20 protein-coding genes are annotated in these 20,268 nt (G+C 68.6%); 13 read left to right on the forward strand and 7 right to left on the reverse strand.

Features of this window, described 5'->3' with window-relative positions:
- The 11 genes from AQY21_RS30155 to AQY21_RS05360 form a co-directional block, all read left to right on the forward strand.
- Window positions 1-60: 4Fe-4S dicluster domain-containing protein (locus AQY21_RS30155; protein ID WP_152988117.1), on the forward strand; the 60-nt coding region annotated here is incomplete at its 5' end.
- A gap of 92 nt (window positions 61-152) precedes the next feature.
- Window positions 153-1,997 carry a tetratricopeptide repeat protein gene (locus tag AQY21_RS05315; protein ID WP_238986695.1) on the forward strand — a complete coding sequence of 615 codons (1,845 nt, stop codon included), beginning with the start codon at window positions 153-155 and terminating at the stop codon, window positions 1,995-1,997.
- A gap of 3 nt (window positions 1,998-2,000) precedes the next feature.
- Window positions 2,001-2,822, forward strand: a complete 822-nt coding sequence (locus AQY21_RS05320; protein WP_058096738.1) for a 4-(cytidine 5'-diphospho)-2-C-methyl-D-erythritol kinase — start codon at window positions 2,001-2,003, stop codon at window positions 2,820-2,822.
- A gap of 30 nt (window positions 2,823-2,852) precedes the next feature.
- A complete protein-coding gene (locus AQY21_RS05325) occupies window positions 2,853-3,587 on the forward strand; it encodes a pyridoxine 5'-phosphate synthase (RefSeq protein WP_058096739.1) in 735 nt (244 codons plus the stop codon).
- A 48-nt stretch (window positions 3,588-3,635) separates the two neighbouring features.
- On the forward strand, window positions 3,636-4,052 hold the full coding sequence (gene acpS, locus AQY21_RS05330; protein WP_058096740.1) for a holo-ACP synthase: 417 nt from the start codon (window positions 3,636-3,638) through the stop codon (window positions 4,050-4,052).
- 66 nt (window positions 4,053-4,118) lie between these two features.
- On the forward strand, window positions 4,119-4,919 hold the full coding sequence (gene lepB, locus AQY21_RS05335; protein WP_058096741.1) for a signal peptidase I: 801 nt from the start codon (window positions 4,119-4,121) through the stop codon (window positions 4,917-4,919).
- A gap of 43 nt (window positions 4,920-4,962) precedes the next feature.
- Window positions 4,963-5,652: a ribonuclease III gene (gene rnc, locus AQY21_RS05340; protein WP_058096742.1), complete on the forward strand. Its 690-nt coding sequence runs from the start codon at window positions 4,963-4,965 to the stop codon at window positions 5,650-5,652.
- The gene (era, locus tag AQY21_RS05345; RefSeq protein ID WP_058096743.1) at window positions 5,649-6,560 is read left to right on the forward strand and encodes a GTPase Era; all 912 of its coding nucleotides are present in this window, start codon (window positions 5,649-5,651) and stop codon (window positions 6,558-6,560) included. The genes rnc and era overlap by 4 nt, the downstream gene beginning before the upstream one ends.
- A complete protein-coding gene (locus AQY21_RS05350; RefSeq protein ID WP_058096744.1) occupies window positions 6,553-6,888 on the forward strand; it encodes a DUF1491 family protein in 336 nt (111 codons plus the stop codon). Before era ends, AQY21_RS05350 begins: the two co-directional genes overlap by 8 nt.
- 256 nt (window positions 6,889-7,144) lie before the next feature.
- Window positions 7,145-9,583 carry a DNA topoisomerase (ATP-hydrolyzing) subunit B gene (gene gyrB, locus AQY21_RS05355; protein WP_058096745.1) on the forward strand — a complete coding sequence of 813 codons (2,439 nt, stop codon included), beginning with the start codon at window positions 7,145-7,147 and terminating at the stop codon, window positions 9,581-9,583.
- A gap of 220 nt (window positions 9,584-9,803) precedes the next feature.
- The gene (locus AQY21_RS05360) at window positions 9,804-10,556 is read left to right on the forward strand and encodes an outer membrane protein (RefSeq protein WP_238986696.1); all 753 of its coding nucleotides are present in this window, start codon (window positions 9,804-9,806) and stop codon (window positions 10,554-10,556) included.
- A gap of 66 nt (window positions 10,557-10,622) precedes the next feature.
- On the opposite strand, the gene pdeM is transcribed toward AQY21_RS05360, so the two are convergent.
- From pdeM to AQY21_RS05385, 5 genes are read right to left on the reverse strand one after another with little or no spacing between them, the layout of a single operon-like run.
- On the reverse strand, window positions 10,623-11,279 hold the full coding sequence (pdeM, locus tag AQY21_RS05365; protein ID WP_058096747.1) for a ligase-associated DNA damage response endonuclease PdeM: 657 nt from the start codon (window positions 11,277-11,279) through the stop codon (window positions 10,623-10,625).
- On the reverse strand, window positions 11,276-13,708 hold the full coding sequence (locus tag AQY21_RS05370; RefSeq protein ID WP_058096748.1) for a ligase-associated DNA damage response DEXH box helicase: 2,433 nt from the start codon (window positions 13,706-13,708) through the stop codon (window positions 11,276-11,278). Before AQY21_RS05370 ends, pdeM begins: the two co-directional genes overlap by 4 nt.
- Complete coding sequence (locus AQY21_RS05375; RefSeq protein ID WP_058096749.1) at window positions 13,705-15,249, reverse strand: cisplatin damage response ATP-dependent DNA ligase; 1,545 nt, start codon at window positions 15,247-15,249, stop codon at window positions 13,705-13,707. The genes AQY21_RS05370 and AQY21_RS05375 overlap by 4 nt, the downstream gene beginning before the upstream one ends.
- Window positions 15,246-16,235: a ligase-associated DNA damage response exonuclease gene (locus tag AQY21_RS05380; protein ID WP_058096750.1), complete on the reverse strand. Its 990-nt coding sequence runs from the start codon at window positions 16,233-16,235 to the stop codon at window positions 15,246-15,248. Before AQY21_RS05380 ends, AQY21_RS05375 begins: the two co-directional genes overlap by 4 nt.
- A gap of 30 nt (window positions 16,236-16,265) precedes the next feature.
- Window positions 16,266-16,739 carry an Lrp/AsnC family transcriptional regulator gene (locus AQY21_RS05385; RefSeq protein WP_058096751.1) on the reverse strand — a complete coding sequence of 158 codons (474 nt, stop codon included), beginning with the start codon at window positions 16,737-16,739 and terminating at the stop codon, window positions 16,266-16,268.
- A 73-nt stretch (window positions 16,740-16,812) separates the two neighbouring features.
- On the opposite strand from AQY21_RS05385, the gene AQY21_RS05390 reads away from it, so the two are divergent.
- Window positions 16,813-18,234 (forward strand): aminotransferase class V-fold PLP-dependent enzyme, encoded by a 1,422-nt coding sequence (locus AQY21_RS05390; RefSeq protein WP_058096752.1) that lies wholly within the window; start codon window positions 16,813-16,815, stop codon window positions 18,232-18,234.
- Here the strand turns inward: AQY21_RS05390 and AQY21_RS05395 are convergent.
- Window positions 18,212-18,913: a YafY family protein gene (locus tag AQY21_RS05395; RefSeq protein WP_058096753.1), complete on the reverse strand. Its 702-nt coding sequence runs from the start codon at window positions 18,911-18,913 to the stop codon at window positions 18,212-18,214. The two genes, AQY21_RS05390 and AQY21_RS05395, sit on opposite strands and share 23 nt — an antisense overlap.
- A 60-nt stretch (window positions 18,914-18,973) precedes the next feature.
- Between AQY21_RS05395 and AQY21_RS05400 the strand changes: the two genes are divergently transcribed.
- On the forward strand, window positions 18,974-19,567 hold the full coding sequence (locus AQY21_RS05400; protein ID WP_058096754.1) for a glutathione S-transferase family protein: 594 nt from the start codon (window positions 18,974-18,976) through the stop codon (window positions 19,565-19,567).
- On the opposite strand, the gene AQY21_RS05405 is transcribed toward AQY21_RS05400, so the two are convergent.
- A partial coding sequence (locus tag AQY21_RS05405) for a DMT family transporter (protein WP_058096755.1) occupies window positions 19,522-20,268 on the reverse strand: 747 nt, incomplete at its 5' end. The two genes, AQY21_RS05400 and AQY21_RS05405, sit on opposite strands and share 46 nt — an antisense overlap.

Raw genomic sequence — 20,268 nt, forward strand, 5'->3', positions numbered from 1 at the left:
CAGAACATCAACTGGACCACGCCCCAGGGCGGAGACGGGCCCAACTACCCGAATATGTGATCGCAAGGGAGCACGCCGCACCGGCCGCAGCGTTGCCCAGCGGCGCTGCGGCGGCTAGGGTCGCTGGCGCAATCGAGACATGGGCCAGAGCCGTGACGACAAGACTGATCCCGCTGGCGCTGATCGCGCTGACCGCCCTGCCGCTGCCGATGCTGCAAGGCACAGCCACGGCTGCACCCGCCCTCGCCCAGGCCGAAAGGCCACAGCACAAGAACAGCGACCGGCCAGCGCATCGGCCTGCCGATCCGGCGCCCGAGATTCGCGGCCTCTCCGGCCCCTATCTCGCCGCGCGCATGGCCGCGATCCAGAACGACTATTCCATAGCCGCCCGCTATTACCTCCAGGCGCTGGCCCATGACGACAGCGACCCCTTCCTGCAAGACAGCGCGCTGGTCGCGCTGATCTCGGCCGGAGAGATGGAGCGCGCCGCCGCGCTTTCCGGCACCATGTCCGACCAGGGCCGCGCCACGGAACTGGCGCGGCTGGTGCAGCGCGCCGAGATGGCCCGCGCCGGGCGCTGGGACGCGCTGATCGAGGTCATCGACGCCGCGCCCTCGCCCGAAGCCGATGCCGGCGGCCCCGGCGGCGGCATGCTGATCGACGGCATGATGCGCGCCTGGGCGCTGCTGGGCGCCGGAAAGGCCGGCGAGTCGCTGACCGCCTTCAAGAAACTGGCCGAGTTGCGCGGAGCGGGGCCGATGGTGAACTATCACCTCGCGCTCGCCAAGGCGCGGGTCGGCGATTTCGAGGGCGCCGAGCTGCTGCTGGCCGATCCGGCCACCGGGGCGCATATCCTGGGCGTCATCGCCCGCGCCCAGGTGCTGTCGCAGCTGGAACGCAACCGCGATGCCATCGCCATGCTCGAGGCGGTGCCCGGCTTCGCCGAAGAGCCCTATCTGATGGCGCTGCGCGACCGCATGGCGCAGGGCGAGACGCTGCCCTTCGATTCGCTGCGCGGGCCGGCCGACGGCATGGCGCAGGTGTTCCTGACCTTCGGCTCGGTGCTGGCCACCAGCGAGGAACCCGACCCGCTGGCGCTGATCCATGCCCGGCTGGCCGAATACCTGGCCCCCGACTTGGGCGAGGCGCGGCTTCTGGCGGCGCAGCTCTTGCAGGGCTTCGGTCAGTTCGACCTGGCCGAGCGCGAATTCGAGGCCCTGCGCGAGCTCGGCGACATGCGCCCCGTCGCCGAACTGTCGCGCATCGACGCCCTGGCCCGCGCCGAGCGGCTGGACGATGCCGAAAAGGCCGCGCTGGCGCTGACCGCCGCCCATCCCGAACTGGCCCAGGGCTGGATCGCGCTTGGTGACATGCTGCGCCAGCAGGACAAGTTCAGCCAGGCGGTTCCGGCCTATGACAAGGCGCTGAGCCTGATCGGCGACAAGAACCCGGAGGTGCGTTGGTTCCCGCTCTATGCCCGCGGCATCGCCCTGGAACGCTCGGGACAGTTCCCCAAGGCCGAGGCAGATTTCCGCACCGCGCTGGAGATCCGCCCCGATTCGGCGCAGGTGCTGAACTATCTGGGCTACAGCCTGGTGGACCGCAACGAAAAACTGGACGAGGCCCTGAGGCTGATCCAGCGCGCGGTCGAGCTGCGGCCGGATGACGGCTATATCCTCGACTCGCTGGCCTGGGCCTATTTCCGCCTCGGCCGCTACGCCGAGGCCGTGGCGCCGATGGAGCGCGCCGTGGCGGCCATGCCGGGCGATTCGCTGGTCAACGACCATATGGGCGACATCTACTGGATGGTCGGCCGCAAGCGCGAGGCCGAGATCCAGTGGCACCGCGCCCTGTCGCTGAAGCCGGAAACCGAGGCCGAGACCCGCCGCATCCGCGCCAAGCTGGAGCGCGGCCTGAATGCGGTGCTGGAGGAGGAAAAGGCCAATGGCGGCAAGCTGCCCGAGGCGCGCGCCCCGGAACCCGCCAAGGTCGATTGATCCATGCCCCTGCCCCGGCGCGAGGCGGCGCCCGCCAAGCTGAACCTGACCCTGCATGTGACCGGCCGCCGCCCGGACGGCTATCACCGGCTCGATTCGCTGGTGGTGTTCCTGGAACTGGGCGATGTGGTGACGGTCGCGCCGGGGCCGCTGTCGCTCAGCCTGACCGGCCCCTTCGCGCAGGGGCTCGCGGCTGAGCCCGACAATCTCTGCCTGCGCGCCGCGCGGCTGGCGGGATGCGAGGCGCGGATCACCCTGGAGAAGAACCTGCCGGTGGCTTCGGGCATCGGCGGCGGCTCGGCCGATGCGGCGGCGGTGCTGCGCGCGCTCGACTCGCGGCCCGAGCGGCTGGAATCCCTGGGTGCCGACGTGCCCGCCTGCCTCGCCGGCCGGCCGGTGCGGATGCAGGGGCTGGGCGAGATCCTGACGCCGCTGCCCGCCCTGCCGCCGCTCCATGTGCTGCTGGTCAATCCGGGACGCGGCCTGCCGACCCCCGCCGTGTTCAAGGCCCTGGAACGGCGCGACAATCCGCCCATGCCCGAGCCGCTGCCCGATTTCGCCGACGCGCAGGCGCTGATCGCCTTCCTGCATGACTGCCGCAACGATCTGGAAGCGCCGGCCATGGCGCTGATGCCGGAAATCGCCGGCTGCCTGGCAGCGATCCGCGCAGAAGGCGCAGAGCTTGTCCGCATGTCGGGCTCGGGCGCGACCTGCTTCGGGCTTTTCGCCAGCGCGGCCGAGGCCGAGGCCGCCCGCGCCCGTATCGCCGGGGCCAATCCCGGCTGGTGGGTGGCCGGATCTGGACTTGCGCCGGCAAAGCTCTAACCTGCCGCTAGAATCCACAAGGGGAAAACCATGCTGCGCCTCGGCGTCAACATCGACCACGTCGCCACCATCCGCAACGCCCGCGGCACGCCCTGGCCCGACCCGGTGCGCGCGGCGGAACTGGCCGAGGAGGCCGGCGCCGACGGCATCACCGCCCATCTGCGCGAGGACCGCCGCCATATCTCGGACGCGGATATCGACCGGCTGATGCAGGCGCTGAAATTGCCGCTGAACCTGGAAATGGCCGCGACGGCGGAAATGCAGGCCATCGCGCTGCGCCACCGCCCGCATGCCGTCTGCATCGTCCCCGAAAAGCGCGAGGAGCGCACCACCGAGGGCGGACTCGACGTGGCCGGAAACGAAGCCTTCCTTGCCGATTTCATCGCGCCGCTGCGCGAGGCGGGCTGCCGGGTCTCGCTGTTCATCGGCCATGAGGCGCCGCAGATCGAGGCGGCCGCCCGCATCGGCGCGGCCGTGGTCGAACTGCATACCGGCGCCTATTGCGACCTCGACACCGAAGGGCGGCTGCCCGAACGCGACCTGGAACTGGAAGCGCTGCGCAGGGCCGCGGCCCAGGCCCATCTTCTGGGGCTCGAGGTCCATGCCGGCCACGGCCTGACCTTCGACACGGTCGGCCCCGTCGCCGCCATCCCCGAACTGCGCGAGTTGAACATCGGCCATTTCCTGATCGCCGAATCGGTCTTCCTGGGCCTCGGCCCGGCGATCCGCGAGATGCGCCGCCGCATGGACGCCGCCCGCTTCTGATTTCTCCGTTGCCCAAATACCCATGTCACGACAGGACCCGCCAGGCGCATGATTCTCGGCATAGGCTCGGACCTCTGCAACATCGACCGCATCGCCGGGGTTCTGGAACGCCACGGCGACCGCTTCCGCCGGCGGGTGTTCACCGAGACCGAGCTGGCGCTGGCCGCCCGCCGCCGACACGAGGCCGCGACGCTGGCCAAACGCTGGGCGGCCAAGGAGGCCTGCTCCAAGGCGTTGGGAACCGGGCTCGCCATGGGCATCGCCTGGCGCGACATGGCGGTCAGGAACCTGCGCGGCGGCCAGCCGACCATGGAACTGACCGGCTGGGCGGCCGAGCGGCTGGCGGCGATGACGCCGCCCGGCCATCGCGCGCATGTGCATGTGACGCTGACCGACGACCATCCCTGGGCACAGGCCTTCGTGGTGATCGAGGCGCTTCCCGACCGCGTGAAGACGACGGCGTGAGGACGGGCACGGCTTGACTTTGCCGTCCCCGGCACCCCATGAACGCGCGACTTGCCGATGAAGGGAATGGCATCCATGGCGAAAAGCGTAGCCCGCAAGGATGGGGGCATCTGGGAAACCGTCAAGACCATCTTCTGGGCGCTGGTGATCGCGGGGGTGTTCCGCACCCTGTTCTTCCAGCCGTTCTGGATCCCCTCGGGCAGCATGAAGGACACGCTGCTGATCGGCGATTTCCTGTTCGTGAACAAGATGGCCTATGGCTATTCGCGGGTGTCCTGCCCCTTCGCGCTGTGCCCGATCTCGGGGCGCATCCTCGGCTCGGAACCCGAGCGCGGCGATGTCGTGGTCTTCCGCCACCCCACCCGGGGCGACGATTTCATCAAGCGGGTGATCGGCCTGCCCGGCGACCGCATCCAGATGAAGAACGGCGTGCTCTGGATCAACGGGCAGGAAGTGCCGCAACAGCCCGCCGGCACCTTCACCGAACCCTATGCGCCGCAGGGTCCGCAGCAAAGCCTGCCGAAATGCCGCAACGAGCCGGTGCCCGAGGGCGGCGCCTGCGAAAAGGACCGCTATGCCGAGACGCTGCCGAACGGGCTGACGCATGACGTGCTGAACATCTTCGACAACGGCCCGGGCGACAACACGGCCGAATTCACCGTGCCCGAGGGGAATTACTTCTTCCTGGGCGACAACCGCGACAATTCGGGCGACTCGCGCTGGCCGGCGGCGGTGGGCGGCGTCGGCATGGTGCCGGCGGAATACCTGATCGGCCGCGCCGACCGGATCATGTTCTCCTCGGCCGGCAAGTCGCTCCTGTATTTCTGGACCTGGCGGCCGGACCGGTTCCTGAAGGCCGTGGACTAAGGGAAGATTGCCGCGGCGCCCCGCGCCGTGGCAGGATCGGAACATGAAGATTTCCGCAGACCTGCGCGCATTCTCGGAACGGCTGGGGCATGAATTCTCGCGCCCCGACCTGTTGCGCCGCGCGCTGACGCATGGCTCGATCGCCAGCACCACCCGGCCCGACAACCAGCGGCTGGAATTCCTGGGCGACCGGGTGCTGGGCCTGACCATGGCCGAGGCGCTGTTCTCGGCCGACCGCGCCGCCACCGAGGGCCAGCTGGCGCCCCGCTACAACGCGCTGGTCAAGGGCGAGACCTGCGCCGCCATCGCCCGCGAGATCGGGCTGGGCGAAGTGCTGAAGCTTGGCCGCTCCGAGATGATGTCGGGCGGGCGGCGCAAGGAGGCGCTGCTGGCCGATGCGATGGAGGCGGTGATCGCCGCCGTCTATCTGGATGCCGGCTTCGAGACGGCGCGCAAGGTGGTGCTGAGGCTCTGGGCCGACCGGCTGGCCAATGTCGAAAGCGACGCCCGCGACGCCAAGACCGCGCTTCAGGAATGGGCGCAGGCGCAGGGCATGAGCCCGCCGCGCTATCTCCAGACCGCGCGCAGCGGTCCCGACCACGCGCCGGAATTCGAGATCACCGTCCGGCTGGACGACGGCCGCGAGGCCGCGGCCCGCGGCAAGGGCACCAAACGCAGCATCGAACAGGCGGCCGCCGCCGCGATGCTGGAACAAATCGAAAGAACGCCATGACCCAGACACGCGCGGGCTTCGTCGCCCTGATCGGCGAGCCGAATGCCGGGAAATCCACCCTGTTGAACCGGATGGTCGGGGCCAAGGTCTCGATCGTGACCCACAAGGTGCAGACCACCCGCGCCCGCATCCGCGGCATCGCCATGGCGGGGGCCAGCCAGATCGTGTTCGTCGACACGCCCGGCATCTTTCGCCCGCGCCGGCGGCTGGACCGCAGCATGGTCAAGGCGGCCTGGGGCGGCGCGGCGGATGCCGACGTGATCCTGCTCTTGATCGAGGCGCATCGCGGGCTGACCGACGGCGCGCAGGCGATCATCGACAACCTGCGCGACCATGCCGGCCAGACCCCGGTGGCGCTGGTCATCAACAAGATCGACCGGGTGAAGTCCGAGGCGCTGCTGGCGCTGTCGCAGCAGCTCAACGCGGGTTTCGACTTTACCCGCACCTTCATGATCTCGGCCGAAAAGGGCTATGGCTGCGACGACCTGCTGGAATGGCTGGCTCAGGAAGTGCCCGAGGGGCCCTGGCTCTATCCCGAGGATCAGGTGGCAGACCTGCCGATGCGCATGATCGCCGCCGAAATCACCCGCGAAAAGCTGACCCTGCGCCTGCACGAGGAGATCCCCTATCAGCTGACGGTCGAGACGGAGAAATGGGAGGAGCGCAAGGACGGTTCCGCCCGCGTCGACCAGATCGTCTATGTCGCCCGCCCGGGCCACAAGGGCATCGTGCTGGGCAAGGGCGGCGAGACGATCAAGGCCGTGGGCCAGGCGGCCCGGGCCGAGCTGGCCGAGTTCATGGGCCGCCCCGTCCATCTGTTCCTGCAGGTGAAGGTGCGCGAGAACTGGCTGGACGAGGCCGAGCGCTATAACGAGATGGGCCTCGATTTCCGCGACGGCGATGCCTGAGCCACGGCTTGCCGCCGGCATCTGGGTCGCGGCCTATCTGCGCCGGCTGGGGCTGGCCGACATCCCGGCCTATGTCACCCGGCACGGCGACGATACCGCAGGCAGCGTGATGGTGAAATGCGCCACGCTGGACGGACGCGCCAGCCTGTGGATCCGGGAATGGGATTTCGAGACCGACCGGCGGATCTGGCTGCCACTGAACGAGGCCGCGGAGCCCGAGGTCGACGCCGAGATCGCCCGCAACATCGCCCGCGATCCCGACCTGTGGGTGATCGAGATCGAGAGCCGCGACGGCCGGACCCTGCTGGACGAGCCGGGCCTGGCCTGAACCGGGGTGAAATGAGTATTTGGGAAACGGTGAAAGCCGGAAGGGATTGGCCCTGCATTGGCCCGGCCGGACCAGCTGCATGAGTATTCGGGGAGCGGAAAAGTCCGGCCCTTGCGACGGAAAACGGTCGCCTGCGCGGCCCTGCCGGCTCGGCCGGGCGACGGGGGGTCGCGAGCCCCTAAATCTTGTGGCTTTCCCGTGACATTCCGTCCAGCACACACTATAAGATGCGGGTCCAAGGCAGGATAAGAAGACAATGACCGAACCCGCCCCCCAGACCTCCGATTACGGCGCCGATTCCATCAAGGTTCTCAAGGGCCTGGAAGCGGTGCGCAAGCGCCCCGGCATGTATATCGGCGATACCGATGACGGCTCGGGCCTGCATCACATGGTCTATGAGGTCGTGGACAACGGCATCGACGAGGCGCTGGCCGGTCATGCCGATTTCGTGCGCGTCAAGATCCATGCCGATAGCAGCGTCTCGGTGCGCGATAACGGCCGCGGCATTCCGGTGGACATGCACCCGACCGAGGGCGTCTCGGCGGCCGAGGTCATCATGACCCAGCTGCATGCCGGCGGCAAGTTCGACCAGAACAGCTACAAGGTCTCGGGCGGGTTGCACGGCGTCGGCGTCTCGGTGGTCAACGCGCTGTCGGACTGGCTGGAGCTGCGCATCTGGCGCAATGGCAAGGAACATTACGCCCGCTTCGAAAATGGCGACACGGTCGAGCATCTGCGCGTCGTCGGCGAGGCCCCGGCGGGCGAGAAGGGCACCGAGGTGCGCTTCCTGGCGTCCTCCAAGGAGGACCGGCCGGACGGCACCTTCTCGAACCGCGATTTCAGCTACAAGGTGCTGGAGAACCGGCTGCGGGAACTCGCGTTCCTGAACTCGGGCGTGCGCATCATCCTGGAGGATGAGCGCCATGCCGAACCGCTGCGGACCGAGCTTTACTATGAAGGCGGCGTGCGGGAATTCGTGAAGTTCATCGACCGCTCGAAAACCCCGGTCATGGCCGAGCCGATCTTCATCACCGGCGAGCGCGGCGGCATCGGCATCGAGGTGGCGATGTGGTGGAACGACAGCTATCACGAGACGGTGCTGCCTTTCACCAACAACATCCCGCAGCGCGACGGCGGCACGCATCTGGCCGGTTTCCGCGGCGCGCTGACCCGGGTGATCAACAACTACGCCCAGACCAATGCCCAGGTCCGCAAGGAAAAGGTCGATTTCACCGGCGACGACGCGCGCGAGGGGCTGACCTGCGTGCTGTCCGTGAAGGTGCCGGACCCGAAATTCTCCAGCCAGACCAAGGACAAGCTGGTCTCGTCCGAGGTGCGCCCGACGGTCGAGGGGCTGGTCGGCGAGAAGCTGGCCGAATGGTTCGAGGAAAACCCGGCCGAGGCCAAGTCGATCCTCGGCAAGATCGTCGAGGCGGCGCTGGCCCGCGAGGCGGCGCGCAAGGCGCGCGAGCTGACCCGGCGCAAGACCGCGATGGACGTGGCCAGCCTGCCCGGCAAGCTGGCCGATTGCCAGGAGAAGGACCCGGCACTGTCCGAGCTGTTCATCGTCGAGGGCGACTCGGCCGGCGGCTCGGCCAAGCAGGGCCGGTCGCGCCAGAACCAGGCGGTGCTGCCGCTGCGCGGCAAGATCCTGAACGTGGAGCGGGCACGATTCGACCGGATGCTGTCGAGCGACCAGATCGGCACGCTGATCACCGCGCTGGGGACCGGCATCGGCCGGGACGAGTTCAACCTGGACAAGCTGCGCTACCACAAGATCGTCATCATGACCGATGCCGACGTGGACGGCGCGCATATCCGCACCCTGCTGCTGACCTTCTTCTTCCGGCAGATGCCGGAACTGATCGAGGCGGGGCATCTCTATATCGCCCAGCCGCCGCTCTACAAGGTCAGCCGCGGCCGCTCGGAGGTCTATCTGAAGGACGAGGCGGCGCTTGAGGATTACCTGATCGAGCAGGGCATAGAGGGGGCGAGCCTGAAACTGGGCAGTGGCGAGCAGATCTCCGGCGCCGACCTGGCCCGCGTGGTCGAGGAGGCGCGCGTCGTGCGCCGCGTCCTGCGCGCCTATCCGACGCATTACCCGGCGCATATCACCGAACAGGCCGCCATTGCCGGCGCGCTGGTGCAGGGCCGCGTCGATGCCGATGCGCAGGGCGTGGCGAATGCCGTGGCGCAGCGGCTGGACATGATCGCCGAGGAATATGAGCGCGGCTGGAGCGGCCGCCCGACCCAGGATGCCGGCATCCGCCTGACCCGGCTGTTGCGCGGGGTCGAGGAAAGCCGCACCCTGGACGGCCCGATGCTGCGCAGCGCCGAAAGCCGGCGGCTGGGCGCCATGACCGATGCGCTGCGCGAGGTCTATGGCCAGACCGCGCAGCTCATCCGCAAGGATCGCGGCATCCCGATCCACGGCCCGATGGGCCTGCTGCATTCCATCTTCCTGGAGGGAGAAAAGGGCCTGTCGCTGCAACGCTACAAGGGCTTGGGCGAGATGAACCCCGAGCAGCTCTGGGAAACCACGCTGGACCCGGCGGCGCGGACCATGTTGCAGGTGCGCATCGAGGATCTGAGCGAGGCGGACGACATCTTTACCAAGCTGATGGGCGATGTGGTCGAGCCGCGGCGCGATTTCATCCAGCAGAACGCCCTGAGCGTTGAAAACCTGGACATTTGAACCGCGCTGGCCTCATATCCCCATAGGCGAATCGCCAAATTTTTATACAACCTATGGTTTATTGTTGCCATCATGTCGCTTATCCGTGACAGAATGTCTCGGCCGCAATGAGCTTCTTGCAGCCCATCGGATGCAGGTTTAGCTGTTATTCAACTCTGGTGCCCGGTTTATGCACTCGGCATCACCACGCATAGGAGATGTGAACATGTGCGCTGTTTGTGTGAACGCCCCTCTTGGCGCTGCGGTCGCCGCTTCGCTGACCCTTGCCTCGACCCTGGCCGCGAATGCAGGCGGCTACACGCCCCCGGTCGTTGACTCCGGCGTCGTGGCACCGATCGTCGAGACCGCTCCGGTCGGCGACTGGGCCGGCGGCTATGCCGGTCTGACGCTGGGCTATGCCTTTGGCGGCGATGACCGCGTGGGCTTCACTGAAACCGAATCGGGTACATATCTGGGCGATGCCGGCGACTTGGAACTCAGCGGTGCCAATGCCGGCGTGCATATCGGCTATCGCTGGCAAAGGGATCGCTGGGTCTTCGGTCCCGAGCTTGGCTTCGAGGCCGGCAATATCGAAGACAACTTCAGCTTCAGCAATGAACTTGGCGGCACAACCGATGTCTCGTCCAAGATCAAGAACGTCTTGGCGCTGCGCCTGAAGACCGGCTACTCGGTGCGGCCCGATCTTCTGGTCTATGGCATCGCCGGCATCGCGCGCGCCGACGTCGAGTATAAGGTCGCAGGCACCGATGGCAGCGGCGGTTCGGTCAGCGAGAACCGGGATTTCAAGAATAACGGCTATATCGTTGGTCTCGGCGTCGAAAAGAAGTTCAGCGATCGCATGTCGGTGACGGGCGAGTATGAATACGCCAATTTCGGCAAGACCGCACGTACGTTCGAGCTCGACGGTGCGGCGACGACCCAAGCCACCCCCGACTACCACAACGTGAAACTCGGTCTGAACTTCAAGTTCTGATCCAAACGGGTTGATCCGGCTCCACGGACGGAAAAGGGTCGTCTTCAGGCGGCCCTTTTTCGTCCTTCACGGCCGGCGGCCCTGGCCCAGCGGCAGGGGAATGGCGCGGGCGCCGCAGGCGATGGCCAACCCCTGCGGCACCAGCGCCGCCAGCGCCGGATCGTCATGCAAAAGCCCGCCGGTATAGGCGCCGAAAGCCGGCAGCAGCAGGTGATCGCCGCCCAGCAGAAAGGCGCGGCGGCGTTCCCCGGCCAGCCGTATGACGGGGTGGAAATGTCCCGAGACATCCGGACCCTCCGCCGCCTCGTGCCGCAGCGTGACACGGCCCAGCAGCAGGCTGTCCGCCGCCCGCCCCGGCAGGCTCGACGGTGCGCCGGGATCGTGATTGCCGCCGATCCAGATCCAGTCCCGCCCCCGCGCCAGGCGCCGCAAGGCACCGGCCACCAGCGGATCCAGCGCCTCGGCCGCCGCCAGATCGTCGAAACCGTCGCCCAGGCTGATCACCACCCGCGGATCGAGCGCCGCGATCTCATCCGCCAACCGTTCCAGGGTGGCCAGCCCCTCATACGGCGGCAGCAAGGGACCGCCGCGCCGGGCCATGCGCTCGGACTTGCCCAGATGCAGGTCGGCCACGACCAGCGCCGCGCCCTCGGCCCACCACAGCGCACCCGAAGCCCGCGCCTCAAGCCGCAATCCGTGGAAATCGAAAGCATAGCCGCTCATGCGATCCCTTCCAGCCCGGCCTCGGCCATCAGCGCCTCGGCCTCGATCAGCGCCAGCCGCTCGCGGCCCTCGCCGCGGATCGGCACCTGGCCGACCTCCAGCAGCAAGGGCGCGGCCATGGGCGAGACCCGGTCGAGAATCCGATGCTCGCGCCGGGGCGAGCGGTCCAGCATCTCCTCGATCCGGTCGAAATCGACCAGCCCCCGTCCTGCCTCCTCGGCGGTGATGCGCAGCATCAGGTGGCCGGGATCGTATTTGCGCAAGGTGTCGTAAAGGATGTCGCTGGAAAAGGTCGCCTGCCGCCCGGACTTGCGTTGGCCAGGCATGTTGCGCTGGATCAGCCCGGCGACGGTGGCGGTATTGCGGAAGGTGCGCTTCATCACCGCATTCCCGCCCAGCCAGTCGCCCAGTCCCGCCCGCAGCCGCGCCCGATCCAGCAGCGGCGCCGGATCGCGCAGCGGGTCCAGCGACCAGACCAGCAGCGCGTAATCGGTGGACAGGAAGCCCAGCGGACCCAGCCCCTCCTCTTCCATCTCGCGGGTCAACAGCAGGCCCAGCGTCTGCAAGGCGTTGCGGCCGGCGAAGCCGTAAAGCGCGAAATGCCACAGGCCCGCATGAGGAAAGCTTTCCGACAGCAGCAATCCCGGCTCCGGCAGGGCCGAGACCTCGGCCTGCAAGCCCAGCCATTCCCGCGTCTGCGCCGGCAAGGCACCGTGCCGCGCCGGATCGCCGATCAGCGCCAGCACGCGATGCGAGAGCTGCGTGGACATCGCCAGCTTGACGCCGGAATAGACCGCGATCTTCGGCCGCTGCGTCGGGTCGGGCGTCACCTCGATCACCATCTCGCGCATCGCGTCCATGCGTACCACGCGCCCGCCGATCAGGAAGCTGTCGCCGGGGGTCAGGCTGGCGGCGAAAGCCTCCTCGACCTCGCCCAGGGGCGCGCCGCCGCGGCCGCGCAGCCGGACCTTCATCATCTCGGCCTCGACGATGGTGCCGACATTCATGCGCAAGAGCTTCGCCGCCCGCGGATCGCGCAGCTGCCACAGCCCGCCCCGCAGCACCAGCCGCTGCCAGCGGTCATAGGCGCGCAGCGCATAGCCCCCGGTCGCGGCGAAATCCAGGCAGGCATCGAAATCCGCCCGCGTCAACCCGCGATAGGGCCCGGCCGCGACGACCTCGGAATAAAGCGCATCGGCATCGAAGGGCGCAGCGCAGGCGGTCAAAAGGATATGCTGGCACAGCACATCGAGCGGCCCCGGCCCGCGCGGGTCGCCGTCCAGGTCGCGTTCGCGCACCGCCTCCAGCGCCGCGACGCATTCGATCTGCTCGAAACGGTTCGCCGGCACGATCCGCGCCTTCGAGGGCGCGTTATAGCGATGGTTCGCCCGCCCGATGCGCTGCACCAGCCGCTTGACGTTCTTGGGCGCGCCGACCTGGATCACCAGATCGACGGCGCCCCAGTCGATGCCCAGGTCCAGGCTGCCGGTCGCGACCACGGCGCGCAATGCGCCCGCCGCCATCGCCGCCTCGACCCGCGCCCGCTGCTCGCGCGCCAGGCTGCCATGGTGCAGCCCGATGGGCAGGTTCTCGTCATTCTCGGCCCAGAGCGCCTGGAAGAACAGTTCCGCCTGCGCGCGGGTATTGATGAAGATGATGGTGGTGCGGGCGCCTTTCACCACCTCCAGCACCTCGGGGATGGCGTAATGCCCGCCGCCGCCGGACCATGGCGCGGGCTTGGCGGTGGGCAGCATGGCGATGTCGGGATCGGGTCCGGGATCGGCCTCGACCACCGCGACCGGAGCAGCGCCCGCCATGAACCCCGCCAAAGCCTGCGGAGCCTCGACCGTCGCCGACAGCCCGATGACCCGCAGCCCGGGCGCAAGCCGCCGCAGCCGGGCCAGCCCCAGCATCAGCTGGTCGCCGCGCTTGCTTTCCGCCAGCGCGTGCAACTCGTCCAGCACCACCCGGCGCAGGCCGCCAAAGATCGCCGGCGCCTCGGGATAGCTCAGCATCAAGGCCAAGCTTTCCGGCGTCGTCAGCAGGATCTCGGGCGGATCGACGCGCTGGCGCCGGCGCTGCGTCTGGCCGGTATCGCCGGTCCGGTCCTCGACTCGCACCCCCAGTCCCAGATCCGCCACCGGCCGGGCCAGGTTACGCCCGATATCGGCGGTCAATGCCTTCAACGGCGAGACGTAAAGCGTATGCAGCCCGGCCTGCGCCGCTTCTCTGTTGCCCAAATACCCATCCGGCCGCGCCGCCTGCGCCAGCTCCACCAGCGAAGGCAGGAACCCCGCCAGCGTCTTGCCGCCGCCGGTCGGCGCGATCAGCAGGCTGTCGCCGGTCGCCACCAGCAGTGCCAGCTGATGCGGATGCGGCTGCCAGCCCTGGCGGGCGAACCAGTCCTGGAACTCGGGCGGCAGGATCACAGCATCGCCTCGAGCGTTTCCAGCCGATCCGCCTCGGCCGCCGGCTTGTCCCAGCGGATGCGGCTGATGCGGGGGAAGCGCATGGCCACGCCGGAACGGTGCCGGGTCGAGCGGTTCAGCCCCTCGAAGGCCACCTCGACCACCAGTTTCGGCGCCAGCGCCCGCACCGGCCCGTAGCGTTCGACGGTGTTCTGGCGCACGAAGCGGTCCAGCTCGCGCAGCTCGGCATCGGTGAAGCCGAAATAGGCCTTGCCGACCGGCACCAGCTCGCCGCCATCCCACAGGCCGAAGGTGAAATCGGAATGAAAGCCCGAACGCTTGCCATGGCCGCGCTGCGCATAGATCAGCACCGCATCGACCACCATGGGATCGCGCTTCCACTTGAACCAGGGCCCGCGCGGCCGGCCGGCGACATAGGCGCTGTCTCGGCGCTTGATCATCACCCCCTCGATCACCGCGGCGGGCGGGTCGGCGCGCAGCGCCGCCAGATCGTCCCATGTGGCAAAGTCCAGCAGCGGCGAGATGTCGATGCGGGGGCCCAGATCCACCGCTTCCAGCACCGCGCGGCGCATCTCCAGCGGCTCGGCGCGCAGGTCGCGGCCATCCCACAGCAGCAGGTCGTAAAGCCGCAGCCCCGCCGGATGGCTGGCAAGCAGCCCCTTGCCGACGGTCTTGCGGTTCAGCCGCTTCTGCAACTCGCCGAAGGGCGCCACCTCGCCCTCGCGCCGCACGATCAGCTCGCCATCGGCGCTGCCCTCGAACTCCATCGCCTCGATCACATCGGGAAAGGCGTGCGAGATGTCCTCGCCGGTGCGGGAATACAGCCGCCGCATGCCGCCTTCGCTGACCGCCTGCACGCGGATGCCGTCCCATTTCCACTCCGCGAAATAGTCGCGGGGATCCAGCCCATGCAACTCGTCCAGATCGGTCGGCGTGGACAGCATCACCGGCCGGAACGGCGCCAGCGCCGCGCTTTCCGGTCGCGCCCCGCCGCCCAGCCAGCCGAACAGCGGCGCATAGGGCGGGACCAGCCCATGCCAGATCTCCTCGATCTCGGGGACCGAAGGCGCCCCCATCCCCGCCAATGCCATCCGCGCCATGCGGGCCGAGACGCCGATGCGCAGGTTGCCGGTGGCGAGCTTCAGGAAGGCCAGCCGCTCGGACGGGCCCAGCCGGTCCAGCATCCCGGCGATGGCGCCGGGCAGCGCCGCCTTGCCGGTGCCCTGCAACAATGCCACCGCCTGGGACAACGAGGGATCGTCCTCGGCCCCCTCGGGCCAGAGCAGCGCGATGGTCTCGGCCAGGTCGCCGACGAAATCATAGCTCAGCGCCAGAAGTTCGCCGTCCACCCGCTCGGCCGCCAATCCGCGCAGAAGCGAGGGCGTGACCCGGCGCAGCTCCAGATCGCCGGTCAGCGCCGCCAAGGCCCAGCCGCGATCCGGGTCCGGGGTGCGCTCCAGGTAATGCTGCAAAAGCTGCAACTTGGCGTTGCGGGCCGGCGTGAAGGCCAGCCGTTCCAGCAGGGCGGCAAAACCCTTCATTCCGCCTCGTCCTCATAGCCGACCAGCCGCAGCGGCCGGGCGGGGATCTGCGCCAATTCGCACCAGCGCATCACGCCGTCCTCGGCGCCATGGGTGACCCAGACCTCGGCGGGCGCCAGTTCCGCCAGTGTGCTGGTCAGCGCCGGCCAATCGACATGATCGCTGATGACCAGCGGCAGCTCGACCCCGCGCTGCCGCGCCCGCGCCCGCACCGCCATCCAGCCCGAGGCGAAGCCGATCACCGGATCGCGGAATCGCTGCACCCAGGGGCTGGCAAAACCCGAGGGCGGCGCGATCACCAGCTGCGCCGCGACATCCTCGGCGGTGGCCGGCACCAGCGCGCCCAGATCGATGCCGCGGGCCGCATAGAAATCGCACAGCGCCTTCAGCGCGCCATGGATGGCGATGGGCGCGTCATAGCCGGCCTCGCGCATCAGCGCGATGACATGCTGCGCCTTGCCCAGCGCATAGGCGCCGATCAGATGCGGACGGTCGGGAAACGCCGCCATGCTGGAGAGCAGCTTGGCCACCTGTGTTGCGGGATCGGGAAAGCGGAACACCGGCAGGCCGAAGGTCGCCTCGGTCACGAAAACGTCGCAGGGCACCGGCTCGAAGGGCGCGCAGGTCGGGTTCGGCTGGCGCGCATAATCGCCCGAGACGACGATGCGCCGGCCCCCGGCCTCGACCGCGATCTGGCTGGAGCCCAGCACATGCCCGGCCGGGTGGAATCCCACGGTAACGCCGCCGATGCGGGTTTTCCCTTCGGCCACTTGGGTCGAGCCCGCGAAGCCGTCGCCCATGCGCAGCCGCATGATCTCCAGCGTCTCGGCCGTGGCCATGACCGCGCCATGGCCGAAGCGGGCATGGTCGGAATGGCCGTGGGTGATCAGCGCGCGCTCAACCGGACGCAGCGGGTCGATGTGAAAGCCGCCCTCGGGGCAGAAAAGGCCGGCCTCGGTCGGGAACAGGATGGAATCGGCGCGCATGACCCGAAGATGTAGAACATTTCGTGAAAATCAAGCCGGCGCCAGCGGCCGGCCCTCGAAGATCGTCTCCATCGAGAAAACGCCGGTGACGCGTTCCAGATCCATGTCGGCGATCAGCCGCTTGTAAAGTGCGTCATAGCCCGCCATGCCGCCCACCACCGCCTTGGCCATATAGTCCCATTCGCCGCCGATGCGGTGGAATTCGGTGATCTGCGGCAGCGACTCGATCCGCGCGCGGAAGCGCCGCGCCCAGGCGTCGTCGTGATGGCGGGTGCGGATCATGACGAACACCGTCAGCCCCAGCCCCAGCGCCGCGGCGTCGATGACCGCCCGGCTGCCTTGCAGCACCCCGGCCTCGGTCAGCCGCTGCAACCGCCGCCAGCAGGCGTTCTGCGACAGGCCCACCCGCTCGGCCAGCTCGCGCTGCGACAGGCTGGCATCGCGTTGCAGCAGCGCCAGAAGGCGGTTGTCGATTTCATCGATTGAAAAGGTTCTATCGTTCATTTGACAACCGATCAGCAGATTATTCGCCGATATACAGAATGTTTTCTCGCCGAACGCAGGTCAAGATGCGTGCATGACGACGAGGAACCCGATGCCGCCTTTCGACAGCTATCTTGCCCGGCTGGGCGACGACCCGATGCAGGTGATCCATGACGGCGTGATCGGCCGCGACGCGGTGATCCATGGCCCCTTCGGGCCGCGCCGGATGATCTATGCCGATTACATCGCCTCGGGCCGGGCGCTGCGGCCCATCGAGGACTGGGTGATGGAAAACGTCCTGCCCTGGTATGCCAACAGCCATACCGAGGCCAGCCATTGCGGCGGCACGATGACCCGGATGCGCCGCGCGGCGCGCGAGGCGATCGGGTTGTGCACCCATGCCGGCGCCGACCATGCGGTGATCTTCACCGGCGCGGGGGCGACGCAGGGCATCAACCGGCTGGTGCATCTGCTGGCCACCGGGCCGAGCACCACGGTGCTGCTGGGCCCCTATGAGCATCATTCGAACATCCTGCCCTGGCGCGAAAGCGGCGCCGAGGTGGTGACGATCCCCGAGGCCGCGACCGGCGGGCCGGACCTGGCGGCTTTGCGCGCGGCGCTGGACCGCGCCGAGGGTCCGGTGATCGGCAGTTTCTCGGCCGCCTCGAACGTGACCGGCACGCTGACCGACGTGGCAGGAGTGACGCGCATCCTGAAAGCGGCGGGCGCGAAAGCGGTCTGGGACTTTGCCGGCGGCGCGCCCTATCTGCCCATCGACATGCGGCTGGGCATGGATGCGGTGGTGATCTCACCGCACAAGTTCATCGGCGGGCCGGGCGCCTCGGGCATCACCATCCTGCGCCGCGACGCGGTGCTGGCCGACCGCCCCACCCTGCCCGGCGGCGGCACGGTGCGCTTCGTCTCGCCCGAAACCCACGTCTATGCCCTGTCGCTGGAGGCGCGCGAGGAAGGCGGCACCCCGAACGTCATTGGCGACATCCGCGCTGCTCTGGTCTTCCTGACCAAAGCCGCCGTGGGGCAGGACGCCATCGACGCGCGCAATGCCGAATGGCTGGCGCTGGGGATGGCGCGGCTGCGGAACCATCCGCGCATCGCGCTGCTGGGCAATCTGGATGCGCCGCGCCTGCCCTTCTTCAGCTTCCGCATCCGCGACGGGCGGGGCGGATACATCCACCAGCAACTCGCGACGCGGATGCTGTCGGACCTTTACGGCGTGCAGGCACGGGGCGGCTGTGCCTGCGCCGGACCCTATGTCCATCACCTGCTGGGGCTGGGGTCCGAGGATTCGGCGCGGCTGCGCACCGCGATCCTGGCCGGGGACGAAATCGAGAAGCCCGGCTTCGTGCGGCTGAACCTGTGCTGGGCGGCCTCGCGCGCCGAGGTCGAGGCGATCCTGGATGCCGTCTGCGACCTGGCCGAACGCGCGCCGGATCACCTGGCGCATTACCGCTGCGACCGGGCCACCGCGATCTTTACCCCGATTGCGGCCGAGTAGCGCAGGGCCGCGAGACATATTCCCGCACCAAGGCCACGCGGCGCGGGCGAAAGCTGGTGCCGCCCGGACGCATGGTCTGGATGCGCGGCACATGGAAGGTGCGGAAATCCTGCCGCAGCTTGCAATGCGCCAGCAGCATCATGTGATTGTCGCCATAGCTGAGGCCCAGCGGCCAGATCTCGCGCGTCGTGGCCGCGTCTTGCAGGTCGAGATAGTCGATGACCAGGCTGCGCTCCTCCCACAGGGCCGCCCGCAGCAACGCCATGTCCACCTGCGGGCTGGGACGCTGGGCCGGCGCGCGGAACAGCCGCATGGTGGTGTGCATGGCATGGCGGCCCTGGCTTTCCGGCAGGGTGGCGATGATGCGGGCCAGCGCATCCTCGCCCGCGCGGGTCAGTTCGGGATCGCCCAGCGTGCGCAGGCCCGAGATGGCCAGCAGCAGCGCCTCGATCTCCAGCCGCGAAAAGCTTTGCGGCGGCAGGGCCGGGTCCTCGGTCAGCGCATAGCCCAGCCCCGCCTCGCCGTCGATCAGCGCGCCGCCGGCGCGCAGCGTGGCGATGTCGCGGTAAAGCTGGCGGCGCGAGACGCCGGTCTCCTCGGCCAGCCGCGCGGCGGTCACCGGCGCAGGCAGGCGGCGTAGCGCATCCATCAGGCGCATCAGCCGGTCGGTGCGGGACATGCTGTCACCTTCTGTCAGGGGGCCCGCGCCATTCTGCCTCCGTCAACACAGGAGGCCAAGATGCTGACCCTTTATCACGCCCCGAAAAGCCGCTCGTCGAGCATTCTCGTGCTGCTGGACGAACTGGGCATCTTCGACAAGGTCGAGATCCGCCGGGTCACCATCCCGCGCCAGGACGGCTCGGGCGGCCGCGATCCGGCGAACCCGCATCCCGAAGGCAAGGTGCCCTATCTGGTCGATGGCGCGGATCACGTCCGCGAGCGCGGCGCGATCATGCTTTACCTGACCGACATGTTCCCCGAGGCGGGGCTGGGCCCGCTGCCGGGCGATCCGGGGCGCGGCCAGTATCTCAGCTGGCTCAGCTGGTATCAGGGCGTGCTGGAGCCGGTGGCGATCCTGAACTTCCTCAAGATCGGCCATCCGGCGCTGGAGGCAACCTTTCGCGACTACGACACCGTGATCCAACGGCTGGACGAGGTGCTGACGCACCAGCCTTGGCTGCTGGGCGACCGCTTCTCGGCCGCGGACCTGCTGATCGCCAGCCCTTTCCTGTTTTTCGGCGAAGGCATGCCGCGAACCCCTGCCATCGACGACTGGACGCAGCGGATTCAGTCCCGGCCCTCGATGGCGCGGGCGGCAGAGATCGACGGCTGAGGCGCCGCCGCGGGCAGCTTGGCCAGTTGCACCATCAGGATGCCCGCCGCCACGATCAGCGCGCCGATCACGTCCGAGGCGCCGAACCGCTCGCCCAGAAGCGCGGCGGCGATGGCGACGCCGAAGATCGGCGACAGGAAATGAAAGGTCGCCGCCCGCACCGCGCCGATGCGGTTGACCAGCCGGAACCACAGCCAGGTCGCGCCGATACCGGGCGCGATCACCGTATAGGCAAAGGCCCAGACCAGGCCCGCGCTCCATTCCACCGGGCGGCCCCATTCCATCAGCACGGCCGGGACCAGCAGCAGGGCAGCGCCGACCGCCATTTGCAGGCCGACGAGCATCATCATGTTGCGGCTACCGCCGGCGCCGCGCGCCGCCAGCGTGGCGAAGGTCAGCGCCACCATGCCGACCAGGCACAGGATCACCCCCGGCACGTCCAGCCCGTGCTGGAGCCGCACCCCCATGATCAGCGTCACCCCTGCCACACCTGCGACCAGCCCGGCCACGGCGATGGGGCGCAGCCGCTCGGCATAAAGCAGCCAGCCCAGGAAGGCGACGACCAGCGGCATCATCGAGGCGATGATGGCCGAGACGGAGGCCTCGACATATTGCATGGCGACCCAGCTGAAGCCCAGGTAAAGCGCGTTCTGGCACAGGCCGAACAGGATCACCGTGCGCCACTCCGCCCGAGTCAGGCG

It is taken from the genome of Paracoccus sp. MKU1 (assembly GCF_001447385.1).
GTDB lineage: Bacteria > Pseudomonadota > Alphaproteobacteria > Rhodobacterales > Rhodobacteraceae > Paracoccus.